Source organism: Vibrio sp. Vb2880 (genome assembly GCF_033337975.1).
Taxonomy (GTDB): Bacteria; Pseudomonadota; Gammaproteobacteria; order Enterobacterales; family Vibrionaceae; genus Vibrio; species Vibrio alginolyticus.
Genome location: NZ_JAWORT010000002.1, coordinates 67298 through 89329 on the forward strand (window position 1 = coordinate 67298; position 22032 = coordinate 89329).

At 44.3% G+C, this 22032-nt stretch carries 17 protein-coding genes; 7 read left to right on the top strand and 10 right to left on the bottom strand.

All coding sequences use genetic code 11. The features are described from left to right. Nucleotides 1-12: 12 nt before the first annotated feature. Entirely contained in the window at nucleotides 13-2004 is a 1992-nt protein-coding gene (gene tkt, locus R7M92_RS02195; RefSeq protein WP_042522667.1) for a transketolase, read from the top strand. Nucleotides 2005-2145: 141 nt separating this feature from the next. Here the strand turns inward: tkt and R7M92_RS02200 are convergent, their stop codons facing one another. From R7M92_RS02200 to aroG, 3 genes are all read right to left on the bottom strand, one after another. Beyond that, on the bottom strand, nucleotides 2146-3708 hold the full coding sequence (locus R7M92_RS02200; protein ID WP_005389027.1) for a methyl-accepting chemotaxis protein: 1563 nt from the start codon (nucleotides 3706-3708) through the stop codon (nucleotides 2146-2148). Between the two features lie 209 nt (nucleotides 3709-3917). Next, nucleotides 3918-5090, bottom strand: a complete 1173-nt coding sequence (locus R7M92_RS02205) for an MFS transporter (protein WP_021035943.1) — start codon at nucleotides 5088-5090, stop codon at nucleotides 3918-3920. A 159-nt stretch (nucleotides 5091-5249) separates the two neighbouring features. Next, nucleotides 5250-6302: a 3-deoxy-7-phosphoheptulonate synthase AroG gene (gene aroG / locus R7M92_RS02210; protein ID WP_017635200.1), complete on the bottom strand. Its 1053-nt coding sequence runs from the start codon at nucleotides 6300-6302 to the stop codon at nucleotides 5250-5252. A gap of 459 nt (nucleotides 6303-6761) precedes the next feature. Here aroG and R7M92_RS02215 point away from each other — a divergent pair, with 459 nt between their 5' ends. Further along, entirely contained in the window at nucleotides 6762-7754 is a 993-nt protein-coding gene (locus tag R7M92_RS02215; RefSeq protein ID WP_042522668.1) for an OmpA family protein, read from the top strand. Between the two features lie 88 nt (nucleotides 7755-7842). Here the strand turns inward: R7M92_RS02215 and R7M92_RS02220 are convergent, their stop codons facing one another. After that, nucleotides 7843-8445 carry a beta-phosphoglucomutase family hydrolase gene (locus R7M92_RS02220; protein ID WP_005389034.1) on the bottom strand — a complete coding sequence of 201 codons (603 nt, stop codon included), beginning with the start codon at nucleotides 8443-8445 and terminating at the stop codon, nucleotides 7843-7845. 76 nt (nucleotides 8446-8521) lie between these two features. Here R7M92_RS02220 and arfB point away from each other — a divergent pair, with 76 nt between their 5' ends. Both arfB and R7M92_RS02230 read left to right on the top strand, forming a co-directional pair. After that, the gene (arfB, locus tag R7M92_RS02225) at nucleotides 8522-8935 is read left to right on the top strand and encodes an alternative ribosome rescue aminoacyl-tRNA hydrolase ArfB (protein ID WP_005389036.1); all 414 of its coding nucleotides are present in this window, start codon (nucleotides 8522-8524) and stop codon (nucleotides 8933-8935) included. 100 nt (nucleotides 8936-9035) lie between these two features. Next, entirely contained in the window at nucleotides 9036-10805 is a 1770-nt protein-coding gene (locus R7M92_RS02230) for a methyl-accepting chemotaxis protein (RefSeq protein WP_149192119.1), read from the top strand. Between the two features lie 89 nt (nucleotides 10806-10894). Here R7M92_RS02230 and vmeZ read toward each other — a convergent pair whose 3' ends face one another. Together vmeZ and vmeY are read right to left on the bottom strand one after the other, a co-directional pair. Further along, complete coding sequence (gene vmeZ, locus R7M92_RS02235) at nucleotides 10895-14047, bottom strand: multidrug efflux RND transporter permease subunit VmeZ (protein ID WP_017635194.1); 3153 nt, start codon at nucleotides 14045-14047, stop codon at nucleotides 10895-10897. A gap of 8 nt (nucleotides 14048-14055) precedes the next feature. Beyond that, nucleotides 14056-15183, bottom strand: a complete 1128-nt coding sequence (gene vmeY / locus R7M92_RS02240; protein ID WP_017635193.1) for a multidrug efflux RND transporter periplasmic adaptor subunit VmeY — start codon at nucleotides 15181-15183, stop codon at nucleotides 14056-14058. Nucleotides 15184-15602: 419 nt separating this feature from the next. Between vmeY and R7M92_RS02245 the strand changes: the two genes are divergently transcribed. Next, the gene (locus tag R7M92_RS02245; RefSeq protein ID WP_005373515.1) at nucleotides 15603-16067 is read left to right on the top strand and encodes a dCMP deaminase family protein; all 465 of its coding nucleotides are present in this window, start codon (nucleotides 15603-15605) and stop codon (nucleotides 16065-16067) included. A gap of 82 nt (nucleotides 16068-16149) precedes the next feature. Here R7M92_RS02245 and pepT read toward each other — a convergent pair whose 3' ends face one another. Beyond that, nucleotides 16150-17379 carry a peptidase T gene (gene pepT / locus R7M92_RS02250; protein ID WP_318132597.1) on the bottom strand — a complete coding sequence of 410 codons (1230 nt, stop codon included), beginning with the start codon at nucleotides 17377-17379 and terminating at the stop codon, nucleotides 16150-16152. Between the two features lie 170 nt (nucleotides 17380-17549). After that, nucleotides 17550-18413: a DUF6279 family lipoprotein gene (locus tag R7M92_RS02255; RefSeq protein ID WP_005389049.1), complete on the bottom strand. Its 864-nt coding sequence runs from the start codon at nucleotides 18411-18413 to the stop codon at nucleotides 17550-17552. A gap of 261 nt (nucleotides 18414-18674) precedes the next feature. Here R7M92_RS02255 and R7M92_RS02260 point away from each other — a divergent pair, with 261 nt between their 5' ends. Further along, nucleotides 18675-18848: a hypothetical protein gene (locus tag R7M92_RS02260; protein WP_005373524.1), complete on the top strand. Its 174-nt coding sequence runs from the start codon at nucleotides 18675-18677 to the stop codon at nucleotides 18846-18848. A gap of 90 nt (nucleotides 18849-18938) precedes the next feature. Here the strand turns inward: R7M92_RS02260 and R7M92_RS02265 are convergent, their stop codons facing one another. Together R7M92_RS02265 and narQ are read right to left on the bottom strand one after the other, a co-directional pair. Continuing rightward, nucleotides 18939-19553: a response regulator gene (locus R7M92_RS02265; protein ID WP_031777156.1), complete on the bottom strand. Its 615-nt coding sequence runs from the start codon at nucleotides 19551-19553 to the stop codon at nucleotides 18939-18941. A gap of 4 nt (nucleotides 19554-19557) precedes the next feature. Further along, complete coding sequence (gene narQ / locus R7M92_RS02270) at nucleotides 19558-21294, bottom strand: nitrate/nitrite two-component system sensor histidine kinase NarQ (RefSeq protein ID WP_025767926.1); 1737 nt, start codon at nucleotides 21292-21294, stop codon at nucleotides 19558-19560. 247 nt (nucleotides 21295-21541) lie between these two features. Between narQ and napF the strand changes: the two genes are divergently transcribed. Further along, nucleotides 21542-22027, top strand: coding sequence for a ferredoxin-type protein NapF (gene napF / locus R7M92_RS02275; RefSeq protein WP_080276949.1), 486 nt, complete (start codon nucleotides 21542-21544; stop codon nucleotides 22025-22027). The last annotated feature ends 5 nt before the right edge of the window (nucleotides 22028-22032 follow it).

Consider the following 22032-nt stretch of genomic DNA (forward strand, 5'->3'; position numbering starts at 1 on the left):
GAAGTAATCACTATGGATCGTAAACATCTAGCAAATGCAATCCGTGCGCTAAGCATGGATGGTGTTCAACAAGCTAACTCTGGTCACCCAGGTGCACCTATGGGTATGGCTGACATCGCTGAAGTTCTTTGGCGCTCTCATCTAAACCACAACCCATCAAACCCTGAGTGGGCAGACCGCGACCGTTTCGTACTGTCTAACGGCCACGGCTCAATGCTGATTTACTCTCTACTGCACCTTGCAGGTTACGAGTTGTCTATCGACGATCTGAAAAACTTCCGTCAGCTTCACTCTAAAACTCCTGGTCACCCAGAGTACGGTTACGCGCCAGGTATCGAGACCACAACGGGTCCGCTAGGTCAAGGCATCACTAACGCGGTTGGTATGGCTCTAGCTGAAAAAGCGCTAGCAGCGCAATTCAACAAAGAAGGCCACGACATCGTTGACCACTTCACTTACGTGTTCATGGGCGACGGCTGTCTGATGGAAGGTATTTCGCACGAGGCATGTTCTCTTGCAGGTACTCTAGGTCTAGGCAAGCTGATTGCATTCTGGGATGACAACGGCATCTCTATCGACGGTCACGTTGAAGGTTGGTTCTCTGACGACACACCTAAGCGTTTCGAAGCTTACGGTTGGCACGTAATCCCTGCAGTCGATGGTCACGATGCTGACGCAATCAACGCAGCAATTGAAGCAGCGAAAGCGGATCCACGTCCTACACTTATCTGTACTAAGACTATCATCGGTTTTGGTTCACCAAACAAATCTGGTTCACACGATTGTCACGGTGCGCCACTAGGTGCAGAAGAAATCGCAGCAACACGCAAAGAACTAGGTTGGGAGCACGGTCCTTTTGAAATTCCGCAAGAAGTCTACGCAGAATGGTCAGCGAAAGAAACAGGCGCAGCTAAGGAAGCAGCGTGGAACGAGAAATTTGCAGCTTATGAAGCAGCGTACCCTGAGCTGGCAGCTGAATTTAAACGCCGCGTAAACGGTGAGCTTCCTGCACAGTGGGAAGAGAAAGCAAGCCAAATCATTGCTGATCTTCAAGCTAACCCAGCAAACATTGCATCACGTAAAGCGTCTCAAAATGCTCTAGAAGCATTTGGTGCTCTACTACCAGAGTTCATGGGTGGCTCTGCTGACCTAGCACCTTCTAACCTAACAATGTGGTCTGGTTCTAAGTCTCTAGAAGCAAGCGACTTCTCTGGTAACTACATCCACTACGGCGTGCGTGAATTCGGTATGACAGCGATCATGAACGGTATCGCGCTACACGGTGGTTTCGTTCCTTACGGCGCAACATTCCTAATGTTCATGGAGTACGCACGTAACGCAATGCGTATGGCTGCGCTGATGAAAATTCAGAACATCCAAGTGTACACGCATGACTCTATCGGTCTTGGCGAAGATGGTCCAACTCACCAACCAGTTGAGCAAATGGCATCGCTACGCCTAACACCAAACATGAGCACATGGCGTCCATGTGACCAAGTTGAGTCCGCTGTAGCTTGGAAACTAGCGATTGAACGTAAAGATGCACCGACAGCACTTATCTTCTCTCGTCAAAACCTTGCGCAACAAGAGCGCACAGCAGAACAAGTAGCAGACATCGCGAAAGGTGCTTACATTCTGAAAGATTGCGAAGGCAAGCCAGAGCTAATCCTTATCGCAACAGGTTCTGAAGTTGAACTAGCAGTAGAAGCAGCAGCACAGCTAACTGCTGAAGGTAAGAAAGTACGCGTTGTTTCAATGCCATCAACAGACGCATTCGACAAACAAGACGCCGCTTACCGTGAAGCTGTACTGCCATCAGACGTAACAGCACGTATCGCAATTGAAGCAGGTATTGCTGACTTCTGGTACAAGTACGTAGGCTTCGACGGTCGCATCATCGGTATGACTTCATTCGGTGAATCTGCACCAGCTGGCGAACTATTCAAAATGTTTGGTTTCACGACTGAAAACGTAGTGAACACAGCAAAAGAGCTACTCGCGTAATTGCAGTAAAAAGATAGTCAGTTTTCTCTATTGCGAATGTGAAAACTGAAAAGCCCCACCAGCAATGGCGGGGCTTTCTTTTATCTGGCTCCTATTCGCATAAACGCAGCCAGGACATAAACATCACAACTTTCGTTACGACTATTTGTCTTCAAATCGAAGTGCGAGCTGATAGAAATCTTGTACTTGGTCTTTCAACTGTCGGCTGTTTTGTTCAACTGAATGTGTTGCTGCCAAGTTTTGTTCTGCGGTCGAAGCGATAGAATGAATGTGCTGGTTTACATCACTAGATAGCTTTAACTGGTTATTCGCCGCTTCTGCTACATCAACCATCAGCCCACTCATGGTTTGCATCATCTGTTCAACTTCAGACAAACGCAACGCGCTTTGTTCTGCTACTTGAGAACAGGCATCGGTTTGCTCTTTGTTTGCCAGAATATCTTTCTGCCAACTTTGAATCGTTGCCAACATAGTGGAGATAGAAGCTTGGATTTGTTCAGTTGCATTGGATGTACGCCCAGAAAGCGCGCGGACCTCATCAGCTACAACAGCAAAACCACGACCTTGCTCCCCTGCCCTCGCTGCTTCAATCGCCGCGTTAAGTGCCAGTAAATTGGTTTGCTCTGCGATCCCACCAATCTCTTCCATCAAATGGTTCACCTTCTGCGCCTGATCACTCAGTTGATACGTCGTTTCCGTCGCTTTTTCAGCTTGAAGGCTTAATTGCGCTAGATTGGTGTGCGTTTGATCAATGGTCTCCTTCGCCATCAAGCATGACTTCAATGTATCATCAATCAACATATGGGCATCATTGGTACTCGAAGAAACCGAATTTGCCGACGACTCCACCTCTTGGGTAGCATCTCGCACACGATGAATATCGGTATTTTGCTGATTTAATGCAGCCGAGACTTCTGCCGTTGTTTGACTGAGCTCTTCGGCGCAATGCTGCAAAGGCAATGCGGAGTCAGTCATTCTTCCTAACACGGTTCGAATTCTTGCGGATAGCATTTTGATATGGAAATCGGCAATCGAAAATGCCGTGTTACCGGAATAGATCAAGCGACTTACGCTGTCATATTGCTTTTGTAACTTTTTAAGTTGCTGAGGTGTATCAATTAACTCTTGGCGGAATAACAGAGCTAGAACACTTGCAGGTAACGCACTTGCAAGCCAAGCCAACGGCCCTTCAACAGACAACGCATATGCGGTTGCAGGTGCGGTTAGTGCACCAAGTAGAATCGCATAGCGAATGGTTTCATTGATTTTCAACGACCAAGTTCGACCAGACTTCTCTGCAGCACGCATGCTTTTGTAGGCTTTTGTCGCAATATCAACCCACTCTCGCTTTGGTTTCACGCGCACTGATTGATACCCAACAACATGGTTGTCTTCGTAGATAGGGGTGACATAAGCATCAACCCAATAGTAACCGCCAGACTTAGTGGCATTCTTAACCATTCCACGCCAGGCTTTACCTTGTTTAAGGCGTGCCCACATGTCACCGAAAGCGGCTTTAGGCATATCATTATGACGAACTATATTATGGTTCTGACCGACAAGTTCTTCGTGAGTGTATTCAGCAACGCGGCAAAAGGCTTCATTACAATATGTAATAACGCCTTGTAAGTTCGTTGTTGAGACGAGTTCCTCAGACTCCCTCACGAGAGTTTCTTGAGCTTTATGAGAAATATTGGCTGACATAGACGAAACTTCTTTAGTTTTTATTGATTTTCGGCAAGATATATACAGGATTTTTATTTTTATTACAAAAAGTTAGATAAAAAGTCTTATCAAATCGACATTTTTATTGTGGGAATTCACATTATCGATAAAAACATAAAGAAGAGATTGTTGATTTGAGCTAATAAACAAACCCGACACGATCGGCCGGGTTATATATTAAGCCTCAATTAAGCGGTTTGTGATTCTGGCTTTTTATTCGTTTTTAACGCAAACATCGCGATAACGAGTAACACAAATGGAAGAACATACAAATTAAGATTCTGCCAACCTACGGTAGACTCAAGCCAACCAGATAGTAATGCGGTGATGGTGACACAACTGAACACGAAGAATTCATTAAACGCTTGAGCCTTGCTTCTGTTTTTCGCTTCATAACTTTGACTAAACAGCCCGGTTGCTGCGATAAACATAAAGTTCCACCCTATTCCTAACAGGATTAAAGCAAGACTAAAATGCCAGATAGACACTCCATGTATATTAATTCCAATACAAGCAACAAATAGCAATCCACCCGCCAAAATCATATTCTTAGCGCCAAACCGCTCTATCAGACGGCCCGTGACAAACGCAGGTGCAAACATACCCAACACGTGCCATTCGATCACTCCCGCCGCTTTATCAAAATCAAAGCCACAACCAATCATCGCTAAAGGAGTTGCTGTCATTAAAATGTTCATCACCGCGTACGCAACCATTGCCGCGATAACTGCCAGCATGAAATTAGGTCGACGAATAATCAGTCTCAGCTTATCCGCCTTAGCGTGTAGCGCCTGCGTGTGTGCAGGTGGAAAACGAATGGTTTGTAGCACAACCAACGCGGTTATATAAAGCACGACAAGCACAGCAAATGCACTAATGTATAAGCCATCATCTGACCACTGCTGCGAGTACACGGCCAGATTAGGCCCAAGGATCGCCGCTAACACCCCACCCGCCATAGATATCGAAATCGCCCTATGCCTTGCCGACTCTTCACACACTTCAATGGCAGCAAACCTGTATAGAGTACCGAAACCTATACCAACACCAAGCAAAAACGTAGACATGCAGAACAGATAGAAGTTTTGTTGACTTAATGCATACGTCGCTAGACTAGCACCCAAAATGCCAATGACATTACCAAGGCTAAAACCAAGGCGACGCCCTAACTTGCCCATAATTAGCGACGCAGGAATTGTCGCGGCCATCAGTCCCAAAAACTGCAGTGCAACTGGTAATGTGATAAAACTTGATGACGGCGCAAGTGTTTTGCCAATAAGGGCAATAACAGATATGAGTAAAATATTCCCTGTCATTAATAAGGCTTGGCAGAGGGATAGAAGCCATACATTACGATTCAATTCCAAATTCCTTTTGGTTACAGCGTATACAGATAACATATAGGAAAGCAGAAACAATAGAAAGATATGAGAGTAATTCTCAACAAAAAGAGCCAGAGGCATAGTACCTCTGGCTCTTCACTATTCACTTTTCGCTTTTAAAAAGTTTTTCTGTTGAGCTTACTTGTTGCGGCGCGCTTTTACTGCATCAGAAAGCTGACGAAGTACCGTTTCCGTATCTTCCCAACCAATACATGCATCAGTAATCGACTGACCATAAGTGGCTGCTTTGCCATCCACTAAGTCTTGGCGACCTTCAACTAAATGAGACTCGATCATCACACCAAAAATGGCTTCTTCGCCAGCAGAGATTTGCTCGGATACATCATCAGACACCAGCATTTGACGCTTGAACTGCTTCGAGCTGTTAGCATGGCTAAAATCAATCATCACTTTTTTCGGCAGACCTGCGGTGTCCAGCTCATCTTTAATTTGAGCTACATGTGCTGCACTGTAGTTTGGTTCTTTACCGCCACGTAGAATAATATGGCAGTCTGGATTACCAGCGGTTTCTACGATCGCGGAATGACCGTATTTTGTTACTGAAAGGAAGTGATGGGAAGCGCTTGCAGAACGAATCGCGTCGCTCGCTATTTTAATATTCCCATCTGTACCGTTTTTGAAACCTACAGGACAAGAAAGACCAGAAGCAAGCTCGCGGTGAACCTGAGATTCTGTCGTACGAGCACCGATAGCTCCCCAACTGATCAAATCCGCCACGTACTGAGGTGTAATCATATCTAAGAATTCACTTGCCGTCGGCAAGCCCATATCGGTTAGATCAAGAAGAAGTTTACGTCCGATACGTAGACCATCATTTAGCTTATAGGTGTCATTTAAGTAAGGGTCATTGATAAGGCCTTTCCAACCAACGGTCGTACGCGGCTTTTCAAAATAAACTCGCATAACAACCTCAAGCTGCTCGCCCAGTTCATCACGTAATACTTTTAGCTTTTTACCGTACTCAACCGCGGCAGCCGGATCGTGAATAGAACACGGGCCAACGATCACGAGTAATCGATCGTCTTTTCCTTCAAGAATATTGTGAATGGCGTTACGGCAATCAAAAGTGGTCGAAGAAGCGGTTTCAGTCGCTGGGAACTTCTCTAATACTGCAACAGGTGGCAATAACTCTTTTACTCTATTTATTCTTACATCATCAGTTTGAAACATTACTTCTACTTCCTGGTTTTATTTCCGACCCCATTTTTACCAACTGAACTCATTGCAACATTGTTCACAAAGCGAGCAGCATCAAGGGCTGTGGTCATTTTCTGTCTAGCGTTTAAGTAACTTATCGGCTTAGGCGTAGACTTGCAATCAGTTTTTGCAAATAAATGCAAATAAAAACCACCTGTTAACCACCGCGCACAATGTAAAGTAAAGTTTACGAAAAAAAGTTCAAAATAATCATCAATTTTCTTATGCACCAAAAAATCTTTACTACAATGTAAGAAATATCAGAAGTTTGTGAGGTATTTTTGGGTAGTAAATGTTGATCAAGTTCAAATATATTGTTGCTTGATATGAAATGATTAGAATATTAAACTAATTTCTTATAAACGCTGGTTTTTTCTAATTTTTTGATAAAACGAAGTAGAAGTTAATATGCAATCAATACAAGGAAACATTATGAACAAAGTAGCAATTGCAGTAGCAGCAGTGGTAGCTGGTAGTAGCGCGCTTTTAAACTCTGCTCAAGCTGAAATGTACATCGGGGGCAAAGTGGGCATGACTACACTTGACGACGCTTGCTATCTAAATAGCCCTTGTGATGATGAAGCGTTCGGTGCAGGACTACATATCGGTTATGACTTTACCGATATCATCGGGCTAGAGTACGGCGTAGACTTCTTAGGCGACTATGAAGGAAACTCTAGGTCAGGGGCTAATACGATTAATACGATTGACGGCAATCTAACGGCTTTAACACTTGCACCTAAATTCAACTGGCACTTAAACGACTCTTGGAATCTATTTGCTAAGATCGGTGGTGCTTACATGATGTCTGATGACGAAACAGACTTTGTCCCAACAGGTTCTTTGGGTGCTGAATACTCGATCGATAGAAACTGGAGTGTTCGCGCTGAATACCAACGCTACCAAGACATGTCTGACGACGTGTGGGACGACATGGATGCTAACTTCTTTGGTATCGGTGTTAACTACAAATTCGCAGCAGCTCCAGTTGTTGCAGCAGTTGTAACGGAAGAAGTGATCGAGCCAGATCCAGAACCAGTGATGATGAGCAAGGTGCACAAAGAAGAGTACGGTACAGGTACGTTTGAATTCGATAGTGCTAAGTTAACAGATTCCGTTTCTGAACGTCTGGACAACTTTGTTTCATTCTTGAACGAATATCCTCAAGCTCAAGTAGAGATTACTGGTTACACGGATAGCTCAGGCCCTGCGGCATACAACCAAAAACTGTCTGAGCGTCGTGCTCAATCTGTTGCTGATTACCTAACCGCAGCTGGCATTGGTTCAGATCGTTTGACAGTTAAAGGGATGGGTGAAGAAAACCCAGTTGCTGACAACAGCACTCGCGAAGGTCGTGAGAAAAACCGTCGCGTAGAAGTTGTGGTACCTTCATTTGAATACCAAGAGCTAGTTCAGCCAGAATAAGTATCTATGATTCATGATCGATGATGTGGTAAAAATTAATGGGGTGCATTTGCACCCCGTTTTGATCTCATATTAAGGGATATTGCCACTATGGTTTTGGGAAAAAGATCAACTCATTATCTTGCACCATAACGCAATCCATACCAGCTGCATGCGCCGCTCGCTTCCCCAGCTCAGTATCCTCGAACACAAGACACTGTGACACCTCCAAGTCGAGTTGTTTCGCGGCCACCAAAAAGGTATCTGGAAAGGGTTTATGGTTCTCTACATCACTCGCGGTTACTACAACATCCAACTTGTCTAATAAACCTGCATGGCTTAATAAGCGCATGGCACTTTCTCGTTGGCTGCCAGTCCCGACTGCAATTTTCTTATGGCCTAAATATTCCTCTAACACGATGTTCGTGCAAGGAATAACGTCACCATGAAGCTCCATAGCAGCGAATGTTTCCATTTTAAATGTCGCGACAGTTTTAGGATCTAACGAAAGCTCATGCACACGATTTAGTTCCTCAACAATTTTAAAGCTCGGCATCCCTCCCAAACTGTGAAACCATTCCTGGCAAAACGGAAAATCAAAACGCTCAGCAGTTGCTTGCCAAGCTGCCAAGTGGGCTGGCATGGTATCGATTAGAGTACCATCCATATCAAATATGAATCCCTCATAGGGTCTAAAATCAATCGTGCTCATGTCTTTTCTTCTATTTGTGCATCTGTAATGTTAATTTATCAGCTCTTTCAATCGTCCTTACCGGCATTTACTTATCATGCTCAAAATTTCGAACTCCGTCACAATTCAAGAGTGGGAAATTCAATTATCCCCAATTAGAGCTCAAGGAAATGGTGGCCAGAACGTTAACAAGGTAGCGTCCGCTATACACCTGCGCTTTGATATCCGGAATTCCAGCTTACCTGACTTTTACAAAGAGCGATTACTTGCACTTTCTGATAGTCGTATAAGTAAAGATGGCGTGATCATCATCAAAGCGCAACAATTTCGGACACAAGAACAAAATAAGGAAGACGCCCTAAATCGGCTTCAAGCATTGATAAAAGCTGCCGCTTTACAGGAGAAGAAGCGTATTAAAACGAAACCAACCCGCGCTTCTCAACGCCGACGACTTGATACAAAAAACAAGCACGGAGCGAAAAAACAGCAACGTAAAAAAGTGCTGTATTAGTGCATGTCGTTTTCTCGACATGTTAGTTGAACAACGTTTGCTAGCCCTTGGAAATCTCATTGGATTTCTCTTTTTAGTTACTTATTCAGGAAACAACAATATGACTATTAGGCAAAAACTCTACTTCCTCGGAGTTATCGCCATTTTAGGCATCGTGGCCCTTTTGGGTACGTCATCCCATTTTGAAAATAAGAGCAATGACCTTAATCACGCCATCAAACTCGTTGGTGATCTAGAAATACGCTTACTCAACTTACGCAGAAATGAAAAAGATTTCCTACTACGTAGTAATGACAAATATCTAAATAAGTTTGACGCCAATGTTGACAAGTTTATAGACACAGAAAAAGAGCTTGCGAACATACTCAAGAGTAATGAATTACCTTCCAGTCAACAATTTAAGCAAGACTTGCTCGCATACCAAAGGGGCTTTCAGAATCTGGTCAGCGCTTACCAACGATACGGGCTTGATTCAAAGAGTGGGCTTCTCGCTGGTTACGAACAAGCACTATTAGAAGCAAAACAACGTTCAGACCACCAGCAGTTATTGGCATTAGTCCGTTTTGACTCTGCGGTAAAAGCAGGACTATTCAATAGTGACTTGCTTGAGGGGCAATATGCTCCGGAGCTTATCAAAACAGGTAAGCAATTGGCGGCCCAAAAGCAGGTTGTTGGGGTTGCTTATGACAAAGGCCTACTCGGTGAAACTCGCGCATTATCCCATGCCGTAGAAGAGCAATTTGAAACCTTTTCCACAGCCCTTAGCTCTGCTGCCGCACAACGTTATGAACAAATGTCGACCATCAAGCAGGTCATTACAGCTCTGATCTTAGTCGTTATTTTCGCATTGATTTGGCAAATTTCACGTTCAATCAATACGCGAGTGAATAGCTTACTTGGCACCATTCGAAGTATCAGCGAAACGAACAACATGGGACTTCGATCTGATTTGAAAGGTCAAGACGAGCTATTTGATATCAGTCATCACCTCAATGACCTATTGGATAAGCTTGAGCATCTAATTAGTAGTACCCAAGAAAAATCGGCGCAACTCACTGCAAGTACCGATAATATGCATCGTGAGTTAGAAGGCGTTATGGAGCAATTCCACACGCAAACTGACCACACAGCATCAATGGCGACGGCAGTTCAGCAAATGGTTGCCACAATAGGTGAAATCTCTGAAAGCACATCAGTTGCGGTAGAAGGCGTACATCAGGCAGCGAATAATGCCGAACAAGGTCGAGGAGTTGTTGAGGCGACGGTAACCAACATCGGTCAACTAACCACGATTTTATCAAACAGCCAGCAGTCGATTGGCTCGCTGAATCAGCATGTAGATAAAATTGGTGGTGCCGTGAACATCATCCAAGAGATTGCAGAGCAAACCAACCTACTAGCTCTCAACGCAGCAATTGAAGCCGCGCGAGCAGGCGAACAAGGCCGCGGGTTTGCAGTTGTCGCCGATGAAGTACGCGCCCTAGCTAGCCGAACTCATCAATCCACTGAGGAAATCACGCGGGTCGTTGCAGATATTCAAACTCAAATGTCTACAGTTGTTGCTGATATTGATCAATGTAACGATCAAGGGCAACAAACACTTAATGCTTCTGAAAAACTGGATTCTAGCCTACAGCAGATCATCACTGACATGCATTCAATTCAAGGTAATTCGGAGCGCATAGCTTCAGCAATTGAAGAACAAGGTATCGTGATGAACCAAGTTAGCGGTTCAATCACCGAGCTAAACGCAATATCTGAGAATAACATGCAATCCGCTCAGGAATGCTTGCATGAAGTGAACTCTGTCTCTGCTCAAGCTCATGATATGGATGAAGCCGTTGCACAATTCAAAACTGCGCTAAAATAACCCTTTTCAAAATAGAAAGCCCGAGGCAATCATTGCTTCGGGCTTTTTTTCAATTGTCACTTCGTGCTTACTGCGCACTTCGGATGTGATTATTCATCATCAAGAGGAACCAGCTTGGTGTTGCCGCCATGAACTTTCTCACGCTGTCTTTGCACCAGAGCGTAGAAGCCTGGGATCAAGAATGTACCTGCTAGAAGCACACACAATAGACCACCAATCAGCGACACGCCGAGTGAGTTTTGACTCACGTGCCCCGCGCCAGCGGCAAAGATAAGCGGGAAGATACCCAGGATAAATGACCAAGATGTCATATTCACAGCGCGGAAACGTAAAGTGCCTCCTTTAACCGCTGCACTATCGATATCAGCATCTTTTTCTTCACGCTCTTGCTTGGCGAACTCCACAATCAAAATTGCGTTTTTCGCCGCCAAGGCTATGAGCAAGACAAGACCAATTTGGGCATACAAGTTAAGCGGCGTGCCAGTTAGATTCAACGCAAGGAAGGAACCTAACGTTGCTACTGGGACCACCAAAATAATAGCCAGTGGAATACTCCAACTCTCATACTGAGCCACCATAAACAAGTAAATGAATATCAAAGCCAGCGCAAACGCATAAATGGCTTGGTTGCCCGCAAGCACTTCCTGATAAGCCATTCCTGTCCATTCATACGTATACCCTTGTGGAAGAACTTCAGCAGCAACGCGTTCCATTGCGGCAATCGCATCACCACTAGAGTAACCCGGTGCTGGTTGGCCTTGAATGATAGCACTGCGGTACATGTTGTAACGCCACGCCACATCAGGCTCAAACACTTGCTCGTAGCTCACTAGCGTACTTAACGGAACCATATCACCGTTCGAAGAACGAACATGGAAACGCTCTAGATCTTCCATGCTGCTACGGTGCTGGCTATCAGCTTGCATGGTTACGCGGAAGTTCTTACCAAACATGGTGAAGTCATTCACATAAAGCGAACCTAAGTTGCCTTGCAAGGTTTGGAAAATAGACGACAGCGAAATACCTAATTGCTGCGCTTTCTCACGATCGATATCAACGTAGTAGTGCGGAACATTCGCGCGGAACGTGCTAAACGTGTAGGCAATTTCAGGCGCTTGGTTAGCCGCTTGGATCATTTCTCCCATGACCATCGACAAATCGGTACGACTTCGCCCTAGCGTGTCTTCAAGCACAAACTCAAAACCAGACGCAGCGCCCATACCAGGAACCGCCGGTGGTCCCATCGCAAAAACAACCGCTTGAGGTAGCTCTGTCGCCGCTCGACCGTTAATACGTGCCGCGATAGCATTAGCAGAGTGCTCTCCTTGCAGCGAGTTACGAGTATCCCAATCATGCAATTTGATAAATACAGAAGCACCGTTTGATGCTGCTGCGCCTGTCATAAACGAGTAACCGTTCGCAACCGTCACACCATCCACACCAGGTTCTTCACCGATCATTTTCATTAAATCATTGGTGACTTCTTCAGTACGTGATAAAGAGGCTGAATCTGGTAGCTGTACGTTAACCAGCAAAATGCCTTTATCTTCTTGAGGAACAAACGCTGTAGAGGTGGTTTTCGCAAAGAAAGTGACCGCTGCGATAGCAACTATAAAGAACGTCACGAGCAGTAAAGACTTCTTCACCAAGAAACCAGCGATCTGGCCATAACGCGTAGTGATGCGCTCTAAGCCTCGGTTGAAAGCCTGGAACCAGTTAGCGGTATTGCCCCCACCCTGCTTCAATACCAGAGAACAAAGTGCTGGAGACAGCGTCAATGCATTGATGGATGAAATCACAACCGAAATACAGATGGTCAAAGCGAACTGGCGATACATGATACCGGTGATACCTGGCAGCATGGCGACGGGTATGAATACCGCAAGTAGAACCAAGGTCGACGTGATGATTGGTCCCGTTACTTCTTTCATCGCTAGCAACGTCGCTTTACGCGGTGAAATAGTTGGGTCTTTCGCCATGGTAGTATCGACGTTTTCGATAACCAGAATCGCATCGTCCACCACGATACCAATCGCAAGGATCAAGCCAAACAAAGTAACCGTATTAATGGTGAAGCCCGTTGCCTGCATGATGGCAAACGTACCAATCAGAGAAACGGGGATCGCGACAACAGGAATCAACGTTGCACGCGCACTACCCAAGAACAAGTAAGTTACAGCGATCACCAATAGAATCGCTTCAATCAGTGTTTTTACTACCCCTTTGATCGATTCAGATACGAACACGGTTGTATCGTAGCTGGTCTCGTATTCCATTCCCTCTGGGAAGTTTTTGCTCAAGCCCTCAAGGAGCTCCATGACGGCCTGACCACTTTCTAACGCATTCGCATCCGATTGAAGAGACAACGCAACGATTGACGCGTCCTGGCCACGGAACTTACCGTTACCATCGTAGAACTTTTTGCCTAGTTCAACGCGAGCAACATCTTTCAGATAAACCGTAGAGCCATTGGGATTAGCTCGAAGGACTACGTTCTCAAACTCACTCACGCTTTCCAAGCGACCTTTGGTCACAAGGTTAAACTGAACTTCTTGCGGATTGTTGTATGGTGCTGCACCTACACGCCCTGCCGCAACTTGAACGTTCTGTTCAGCCAAAGCGGCGTATACGTCTGACGTGGTTAGCTTAAGGTTGGCCATTTTTTCAGGATCTAACCAAACACGCATTGCGTATTCGCCACCACCAATCACGTTAACTTCACTGATACCTTTCGCACGAGCCAACTGATCTTTTACATTCAAGTTAATGTAGTTAATCAAGAACTGATCATCGTATTTGCCATCAGGTGAATAGAAGTTAAGTACCATCAGCAAGTCAGGTGAACGCTTTTTCACCGTCACACCAACCATGCGAACTTCTTGAGGAAGTTTTGACTCAATCTGTGACACGCGGTTTTGCACGTTAACTTGCGCCATATCTGGATCGGTGCCAACATCGAACGTGACGTTTAGGCTGTAAGAGCCATCGTTCGCGCTCTTTGAAGACATGTATATCATATCCTCAACGCCGTTGACTGAGGTCTCTATGGGGTCCGCAATGGCCTGCTCGACAACTTCCGCACTCGCGCCAGTGTAGTAAGCCGAAACGCTTACTGATGGCGGGCTTATCTGTGGGTACTCAGCCACTGGCAAAATCGCCAGTGAGATCGCGCCGGCTAGCGTTAATATGATCGAAATAACCAGCGCGAATTTAGGTCTCTGAATAAAGAAACGACTTAACATAGTGCCCCCTACTGCTTATCTTCAGCAGGTGCTTGAAGGCGCACTTCTACACCATTACGCACACGTTGTAGGCCTTGTGTAATAACCGTATCTTCCTGATCGAGCCCTTCTCGAATGATAATGCCTTGTTCAACCTGAGGGCCAAGCTCGACGTTACGACGCTCTGCCACACTTCCCTCAGCCATCACCATCACAAAGTCACCTTCTAAGTCAGTCTGTACGGCACGTCGTGGGATAACAATAACGTCTTTCGTGTTCTTATCTCTCAAGTTCACTTTGATGTGTTGACCCGGAAGTAACTTCTGCTCTGGGTTTGGCACTAGCGCGCGCATAGCAATCGTACCCGTTTTGGTGTCAATACGATTACCTAAGAAATCAAGCTTACCAAGATGCTCAAAAAACTGTCCATTTTCCAGTTCAAGCTGAACTTCAACGCGGTTTGATTCAGCCGAGCCATCACCTTTTACTTGATCCATACCCATAGCTAAACGCTCACGCTCACTCACACTAAATGAGGTATGAACTGGATCTAAACTCACCAGAGTTGTCAGCACGCCAGATGATGGAGAAACCAGATCACCCGTACTCACTTTGGTATCACTAATACGTCCGCTAAAAGGTGCTCGGATTTGAGTATAGGAAAGGTTAACTTCAGCAAGTTTAAGTTGAGCATTTGCCGCTTCTAGCTCTGCTCTCGCACCAAGAAGTGCCGCAGTTAAAGCATCAAACTCAGATTGAGAGATACTACCGCGAGGCAACAAGTTTTTACCTCGAGTATGATCTAATTCGGCTTTTTTTAGCGCCGCTTTAGCTTGTGCAAGTGCGGCTTTAGCACTCGCGACTTGGGCTTCAAAAGAAGATGGCTCGATAGAGTAAAGGAGCTGCCCTTTTTCTACCATTTGCCCCTCTTCAAAGTGACGAGCTTTTAAGTAGCCAGAAATCTGCGCGGTAATATTGGTATCTTCTACTGCTTCAATGCGACCGATATAAGACTTGCTCGGTTGGTAGTCGATAACCGTGACATCCTGAGTCACTACGAGAGGCGCTTGACCTTTCGTTTGGGCATTATTAGCTTCCCCGCATCCAGCGAGGATTGCTGTAGCCGCCATTAGTGCGACAAGTGGTTTCTTTTGCATGTATTTACCGTCTTTATAGAACAGGATATTGTTGAATTCCTATCAACCTTACTCCTTGCTGCCACTGAAAACTTCACTGAAAAGCGCCCAAGGTGTTTCTAAATGTAAACATGAGAAACAAAAGGAAAATAAAGTAATTTAGTTAACAGTGGTATTCAATGAGCAATATACATACAACTCAATCATAACTATTTAATATACGCCTTAGGAGATCGCGAGTTTTAATTTGAGTTTGGAAACACTAACGGGAGTATTGTATTCGGGCGTAAAGTGAGATTCAGTGCTCAAGATAAGAACGTTTTATGGCTAAAAAGGTAAAAAGTGACGCCTTCATACTCAAGACCCCGATTTTGACTATTTTTTTAATATAAATGGGTTATCATTCAATTAATTCAACGCCTTCGACAGAGAGGATGACTATGATTTCTAAATGGGCGAAACGCTTTTACCAGATGGCAGAACTAGTGGCATCTTGGAGTAAGGACCCATCAACACAAGTCGGTGCCGTTATTACTAAACAGAATCGCATTGTATCTGTTGGATTTAATGGCTATCCGCATGGTGTTTCTGACAGTGTCGACACCGATGAGCGCGAGTTGAAATACCTTAAAACACTGCACGCGGAAGAGAACGCAATTTTGTTCTCAAAACGTGACTTAGACGGATGTGATATTTGGGTAACGCATTTTCCTTGCCCTAACTGCGCGGCAAAGATCATTCAAACAGGGATCTCACACGTACACTGCCCTGAGCAGTCTGAAGACTTTTTATCTCGCTGGGGAGATAAAATCCAAGTCAGTCAAGATATGTTCGATCAAGCGGGTGTGAAAGTCGACTGGTTACCACTAGAAGACATTGAAATTGAAGACAAAGACGTGCGCTAGTATTCCATCTTAATATTTAAATAGCCCAGGAAGATCTGGGCTATTTTGTTATTAAATCTGCAAGAGGTCTCGACGTAGTCTTTTAACTGTGTTTTTTCGCTGTAAGCTCAGCAATTTTGACGATAACGAGTACTGATTTTTCCATCATTTCAACAGAAATAAACTCATGAATTCCGTGGAAGTTAAAACCGCCGGTGAAGATATTCGGGCACGGCAAACTCATAAAAGATAAACGAGCACCATCTGTACCACCACGAATAGGTTTTATAATCGGTTCCACATCACACGCTTCCATCGCTTGCTTTGCCAGCTCAATGATATGAGGGTAAGGCTCAACCATTTCTCTCATATTGTAATAGCTGTCTTTTATTTTTAGCTCTACAGAACCATGGCGTAAACCCGTGTTCATTTCATCGACGAGTTTCTGCATAAAGGCTTTTCGATCCTCAAGTCTTTGACGGTCAAAGTCTCTAATAATGTAACCTAGCTCGCTTCGTGCAACGCCCATTTCTGCCGATTTTAGATGGAAGAACCCTTCGTAACCTTCGGTTGTTTCCGGAGTTTGATCTTGGGGCATTTGAACTTGAAATTTCGCAGCCAAGTTCATCGCATTGACCATTTTGCCTTTTGCAGTACCTGGATGAACGCTAACACCATGAAAAATTACATCAGCGTTTGCTGCATTAAAGTTTTCGTATTCCAACTCACCTTGCGGGCCACCATCTATAGTGTATGCCCATTTCGCGCCAAATTTTTTAACATTAAACAAATCTGCACCACGACCGATTTCTTCATCCGGAGTAAAACCGATACAAATGTCGCCGTGTGGAATGTCTGGGTTTTCCAGTAGCAGAGCTACCGCGGAAAGAATCTCTGCGATACCGGCTTTGTTATCCGCGCCAAGTAATGTAGTGCCATCGGTAGTAATAAGATTGTGGCCATGTAGGTGATGTAAATCGGGGTATTGCACGGGAGATAACACTTCATCCCCCAACCCTAATGCAATATCGCCACCTTGGTAATCTTCGATGAATTGCGGCTTTACGTTTTTGCCAGATGCATCCGGCGCGGTATCCATATGGGCAATGAAGCCGATAGGAGGAACCTCATAGTCAATATTGGCTGGCAGTTTAGCCATCAAATAGCCATTTTTATCCAAAGTCACGTCACTTAAACCAAGCTCGATCATCTCTTTTTTAAGTAACTCAGCAAACACAAGCTGACCAGGTGAACTTGGGCAAAGCGTCACATGTGGATTGGATTGGGTATCAAACGTGACGTATCGAAGAAATCTTTCAACTAAATGTTTCATATTTATTCTCATTGTTTTGTACGATGAGGCCTTATCACGCATTGATAAGCTGACGTTGCCTCATCAAACCTCACGCTATGTTACGCTCTTAGTTCAATAAGAATTTGCTTTGAATCATTTTTTGATAAGAAAGGCTTTTGCGCTTTGCTTTCGCTCATTGAAGCATGAATTTAATCTAAAAGTTCCTCTGCCAGTACTCGCCACTCTTTAACCTTTTCACGAAAATGACGCCATTGCTTATCGGTCATCGAACGAGAAACATCTAATGTCAGTTGATCAACCAATGCAAAGTTAGAGTCAATATTCAGAGAAAGCTGCTCACTATAATAACTCTCTGGCTCGAACAAGAGTCGCATAAATATATCTTGATAAGTCACAACATTAGATTTGTTGTCGAACAAGTATTCGAGCTCTTGATATACCGTGGCTCGATAATCTCTCCATAAAGGGCTGTTTAAAATAACTTGCTGAGAAAATCTTTGAGCTAATTGACGCTGATTTCCTGATAGATTCCCTAGCCATTCTTCCATCCACTCTTCAGTGTTATCCAGAATAATTTCACGCACTTCGTCTTCTGTCTTATCGGCATATTTTGCGTTTCGCTCTTGATAATGTTCTTGTACATTACTCAAAAACTCGCGTTCTTGCTCTTTCGTTAATTGCAAACTTAACGCAAAAAGATCTGGTGCTGCTTTGCTTACCACTCTATCGTAATGCGCTCGCATTCTATCTCGATTTTGTTGTAAGTAATTTAAGGTGATATCGCTCGCTTTTAATCTCTCAAGGTCTTTTAAATGTTCGATATATAATGGTAACTCCTCTTTCTTGTGCCAGTCTGCCAACAATAATAAGCGCTCTTCCACTAGGACTTCTTGTTCCCCTTGCAACGAGACATAGTCCTCTAAGTAATCGAGCACGAACCAATCGATATTGCTGTATAAAAACTTTTTCGCACAACCGGCAAGCAGAAATACGAAACAAAATAGAAGGCCATAACGAAGCGCCTTATTAGATACATCCTTTAATTTAGTCACTTATTCGTATTCCCTTTTCTGTTGATTAAGTTCTATACTCAACCTGTATCACTTAGTATTGCGGCAAACTTACACCAGTGTGACAAATATTGATTGCCACCTTAATAATATATAGAGTTTGAAATTAACTTTTTGATCACAGCTATCCGCAAAAAAGTGAGTTAGAGCGCAATTATCGGCTAAAAAACGTACCGAACGACGCTCCCTATAACGGCATATAATTTGCATGGATGTTTTTTGGATGGTTTATGGAGGCGAAGTATGGCAGCCGCTGAGCAACTTGATACCAGTGTAGAATATGAGATTCGATATTTTGAACAGGGGAAAATGCACTGCATGAGAGTCATTGCTGAAAGCAAAAAAGTGGCTTATCAGTACTATTTGGAGTGTGGTAAGCACAACAGTGACTTGTACTCTATTCGCCCAGACAAGTAAAAAAACCGCCTAACAGGCGGTTTTTTTATTCGTCAGAATCAATATAACTGTTTGATTTTATTTATTATTACAGATTCAAATCCAACAATGTTATTTGATGTCGCCAAAGCGCTCAAGATAAAGGACGGTTGCTGCAGTACGAGAAGGAACTTGAAGCTTTTTAAGTAAACTCTTCATATGTACTTTAACCGTAGACTCAGAGATAAAAAGACGATCGGCAATTTGCTTGTTGCGGAAACCTCTTGCCACCTCTCTTAAGATCTGCGATTCACGATCGGTCAGTGTATCAAACACGTCCTCTTGCTCTGAACGTTCACTCAAATACTTAGAAACTTCTTGGCTGTATGCCTTGTCCCCTTGGTGCGCTTGTTTTAGCAACTCAACCAACTCATCGGGCTCAGTGTCTTTCAATAAATAGCCATCGGCACCACTTCGAACTATTGCTTCGATATCTGCTGGGCTATCTGAAACGGTTAGAATGACAATTCTGGCTTCACAGCCATCTGCACGCAGTGCTTGCAAAGTATCAAGGCCAGACATGCCTTTCATATTAAGATCAAGAAGTACAAGATCCAGTTCCAGCTCATGCGCTTTCGCTACTGCATCCGCGCCATTACTTGCTTCTGCAATAACCTCAAACTCAGGCTCAAAGCTTAAAAGCTGGTGGATACCTCTTCGCATGAGTGGATGATCATCCACCAGCATTACTTTACACACTGTCACTGTTTACTTCCTTACTATGTTGGAATTCTAATTTTACGGTACAACCTTTGTTTATCGATGCTTCGATGTGAAGATCGGCATGCAGTCTAGCGGCCCGCTCTTGCATGATACTCATACCGTAATGATTTAATTTTTCGTCTTGATGTTCAAAGCCTATTCCATCGTCGCTAACGGTTACTGTGACTTTTCCATCATTATCGAGACATTGAATGTGAATATTATCTGCTTGCGCATGTTTGATAGCATTAATTGCCGCTTCTCTTATCAACTGTAGTAAATGAACCTGCTGATGTGCATCCAGTTCAGTTGATGAAAGTCTATTTTTTAGCGTAATGTCCGCAGCAGTTTGTTCACTGAGCGTTTCAACCATGTCTTGCAATGCTTGGCCAAAACTGCCCTCTTTAATCGTAAGACGAAACGTCGTCAGCAACTCGCGTAACTGCGTATAAGCCGCAGATAAGCCCGTATCTAGCTCAGCAATAACTTGATTAGCCTGCGCGATCGCCTTTTCGTCAGGTAAGTTCTTTACGCTTCTCTTTAACAAAGCGACCTGAATTTTTAAGTAAGAGAGTGCTTGAGCCAATGAATCATGCAACTCCCGAGCAATAGTGGCTCGCTCTTCCATCAGCAGAATTTGTTCTGCTTGGCGCTGCGCCCGATTGTAATACACGGCGCGTGATAAAATCTGCACGAAGTTGTCAATAAGAGCCTCGTTCGGACAAGGTAACCCTGCTTTCCAATATAAATAGCCCAAGTGCTCACCATCTAGCATCAGGGCTTTACCGTGGCAATCTTCATCACAATCTTGGCAGCATTCTTCTCCTTCCATCAATATCCAGCTCGGTTCTCCCAGCTGCTCGATTTCAAGTTTGACCGCTTTAATGCCCTCAAGACTGACAATATGCTGCAAAATCGCCTGAAAATTGTCTTGATTAATACGCGACGCCGTGAGTTCTTTTGACGAGTCATACAGCACTTCTAAAGACTGGTTGGCATGCTGCAATTTACGTGTTTTCTCATCAACCGCTTGCTCTAATCCTCGGTACAACTTACCAAGGTCTGTCGCCATCCGGTTAAAGGTTCGAGTCAGTATTCCCATTTCATTATCGCTAGATACATTGAGCGATATATTGAATGAGCGATTTTTAATTTGCTCGCTAGCAAAAACTAAGGCACGCAGAGGCCGAACAACTTCGAGGCGCACAAAATGAACGACAAACATACTGACACAAAGGATGCCACCCAACCCTAACCCGCCGATCCAGGCTAAGTTAATCAGTTTTTGCTCCGAAAAGCTTTGCAGCTTAAATACAAACTCATCGATTTGTTCAACAAAACCGGCCACTAGGAGTTGATATTCTGCCGGGTTGTCTCCTCTAAGCACCGCCTTGAGTTCATGCCATCTGATAATAAGACGGTAGTAATCGTGAGTGATGTCTTCAGGCACAGACCAATGCTGAAGCGCTTTCATTGAAGGTGAATATATCGAATGTTCAAATGCGTCAATATGTGAAGAATAGTCAACAGATTTAACCTGAATATCATTCGCCAGACGGTAGCTTTGCATTCGCATCGAGCCAGCAACATTGACGGCTTCAGCATCGTTCAAACTGGACGCTAACGTAAAAATCGCAAAACCAGTCGTAGCGACTGAGAGCAGCAAAATAAGAAGCATCGCGGACGCAATCGTGCGCGTCACTGACTTTTTCACATTTTTAAACAATCTGAGTTCCTCGCCCATTAACAATCCTATTTGTACGTGCAATGAACCCATTACCTTTCAACTTTATCAATATGTGATCACCTGCGACGGAATTTATTGATCCAAAACAATATTGCATACCATTTACCCCCTAAGAGGTATTTATACAAATATGTCAAAAACTACAATTTCGTTAGTTTAAATGACAGTTTATTAATGAAAATTGTGGACTATGCTTAGTTTGGGTTCCAAGTTTCGAGGTGACTAAGTGGTAGACCTTTCCAGAAGAAGACTCTTTGCAAGAAAAGCGCACCCCGACAACGCCGTACGTTTGCCTTGGTTAACTAAACCGCAACAGTTTACGGACGATTGCACTCGCTGCGGTAAATGCATTGAGGCCTGTGAAACAAAGATTATAACCAAAAGTGATGGCGGATTCCCCTCGGTCGACTTTTCCATCGATGAATGCACATTTTGCTATCAATGTGCAAACGCCTGTCCTGAGCCCCTTTTCTTGCCAGAAACAGAACAACCTTGGCAAGCAAAAGCAAGTATCAACGATAACTGCTTAGCAAAACAAAATGTCGAATGCCGAAGCTGTGGGGATATGTGCGACCCGATGGCAATTCAGTTCAAATTAGAACTGGGGAAAGTAGCACAACCCAATTTAGACCTTGATGAGTGTAACGGCTGCGGCGCCTGTGTTTCAGTGTGCCCGACTTCATCCATCAATGTGAGCAATATAACTGCCTAAGCCGA

What these genes read in the sequence shown, in the direction of transcription:
- tkt (WP_042522667.1), top strand. Translation starts at nt 13, where the DNA reads ATGGATCGTAAACATCTAGCAAATGCAATCCGTGCGCTAAGCATGGAT.
- R7M92_RS02200 (WP_005389027.1), bottom strand. Translation starts at nt 3,708, where the DNA reads ATGTCAGCCAATATTTCTCATAAAGCTCAAGAAACTCTCGTGAGGGAG.
- aroG (WP_017635200.1), bottom strand. Translation starts at nt 6,302, where the DNA reads ATGTTTCAAACTGATGATGTAAGAATAAATAGAGTAAAAGAGTTATTG.
- R7M92_RS02215 (WP_042522668.1), top strand. Translation starts at nt 6,762, where the DNA reads ATGAACAAAGTAGCAATTGCAGTAGCAGCAGTGGTAGCTGGTAGTAGC.
- R7M92_RS02220 (WP_005389034.1), bottom strand. Translation starts at nt 8,445, where the DNA reads ATGAGCACGATTGATTTTAGACCCTATGAGGGATTCATATTTGATATG.
- arfB (WP_005389036.1), top strand. Translation starts at nt 8,522, where the DNA reads ATGCTCAAAATTTCGAACTCCGTCACAATTCAAGAGTGGGAAATTCAA.
- R7M92_RS02230 (WP_149192119.1), top strand. Translation starts at nt 9,036, where the DNA reads ATGACTATTAGGCAAAAACTCTACTTCCTCGGAGTTATCGCCATTTTA.
- vmeZ (WP_017635194.1), bottom strand. Translation starts at nt 14,047, where the DNA reads ATGTTAAGTCGTTTCTTTATTCAGAGACCTAAATTCGCGCTGGTTATT.
- vmeY (WP_017635193.1), bottom strand. Translation starts at nt 15,183, where the DNA reads ATGCAAAAGAAACCACTTGTCGCACTAATGGCGGCTACAGCAATCCTC.
- R7M92_RS02245 (WP_005373515.1), top strand. Translation starts at nt 15,603, where the DNA reads ATGATTTCTAAATGGGCGAAACGCTTTTACCAGATGGCAGAACTAGTG.
- pepT (WP_318132597.1), bottom strand. Translation starts at nt 17,379, where the DNA reads ATGAAACATTTAGTTGAAAGATTTCTTCGATACGTCACGTTTGATACC.
- R7M92_RS02260 (WP_005373524.1), top strand. Translation starts at nt 18,675, where the DNA reads ATGGCAGCCGCTGAGCAACTTGATACCAGTGTAGAATATGAGATTCGA.
- R7M92_RS02265 (WP_031777156.1), bottom strand. Translation starts at nt 19,553, where the DNA reads ATGCTGGTGGATGATCATCCACTCATGCGAAGAGGTATCCACCAGCTT.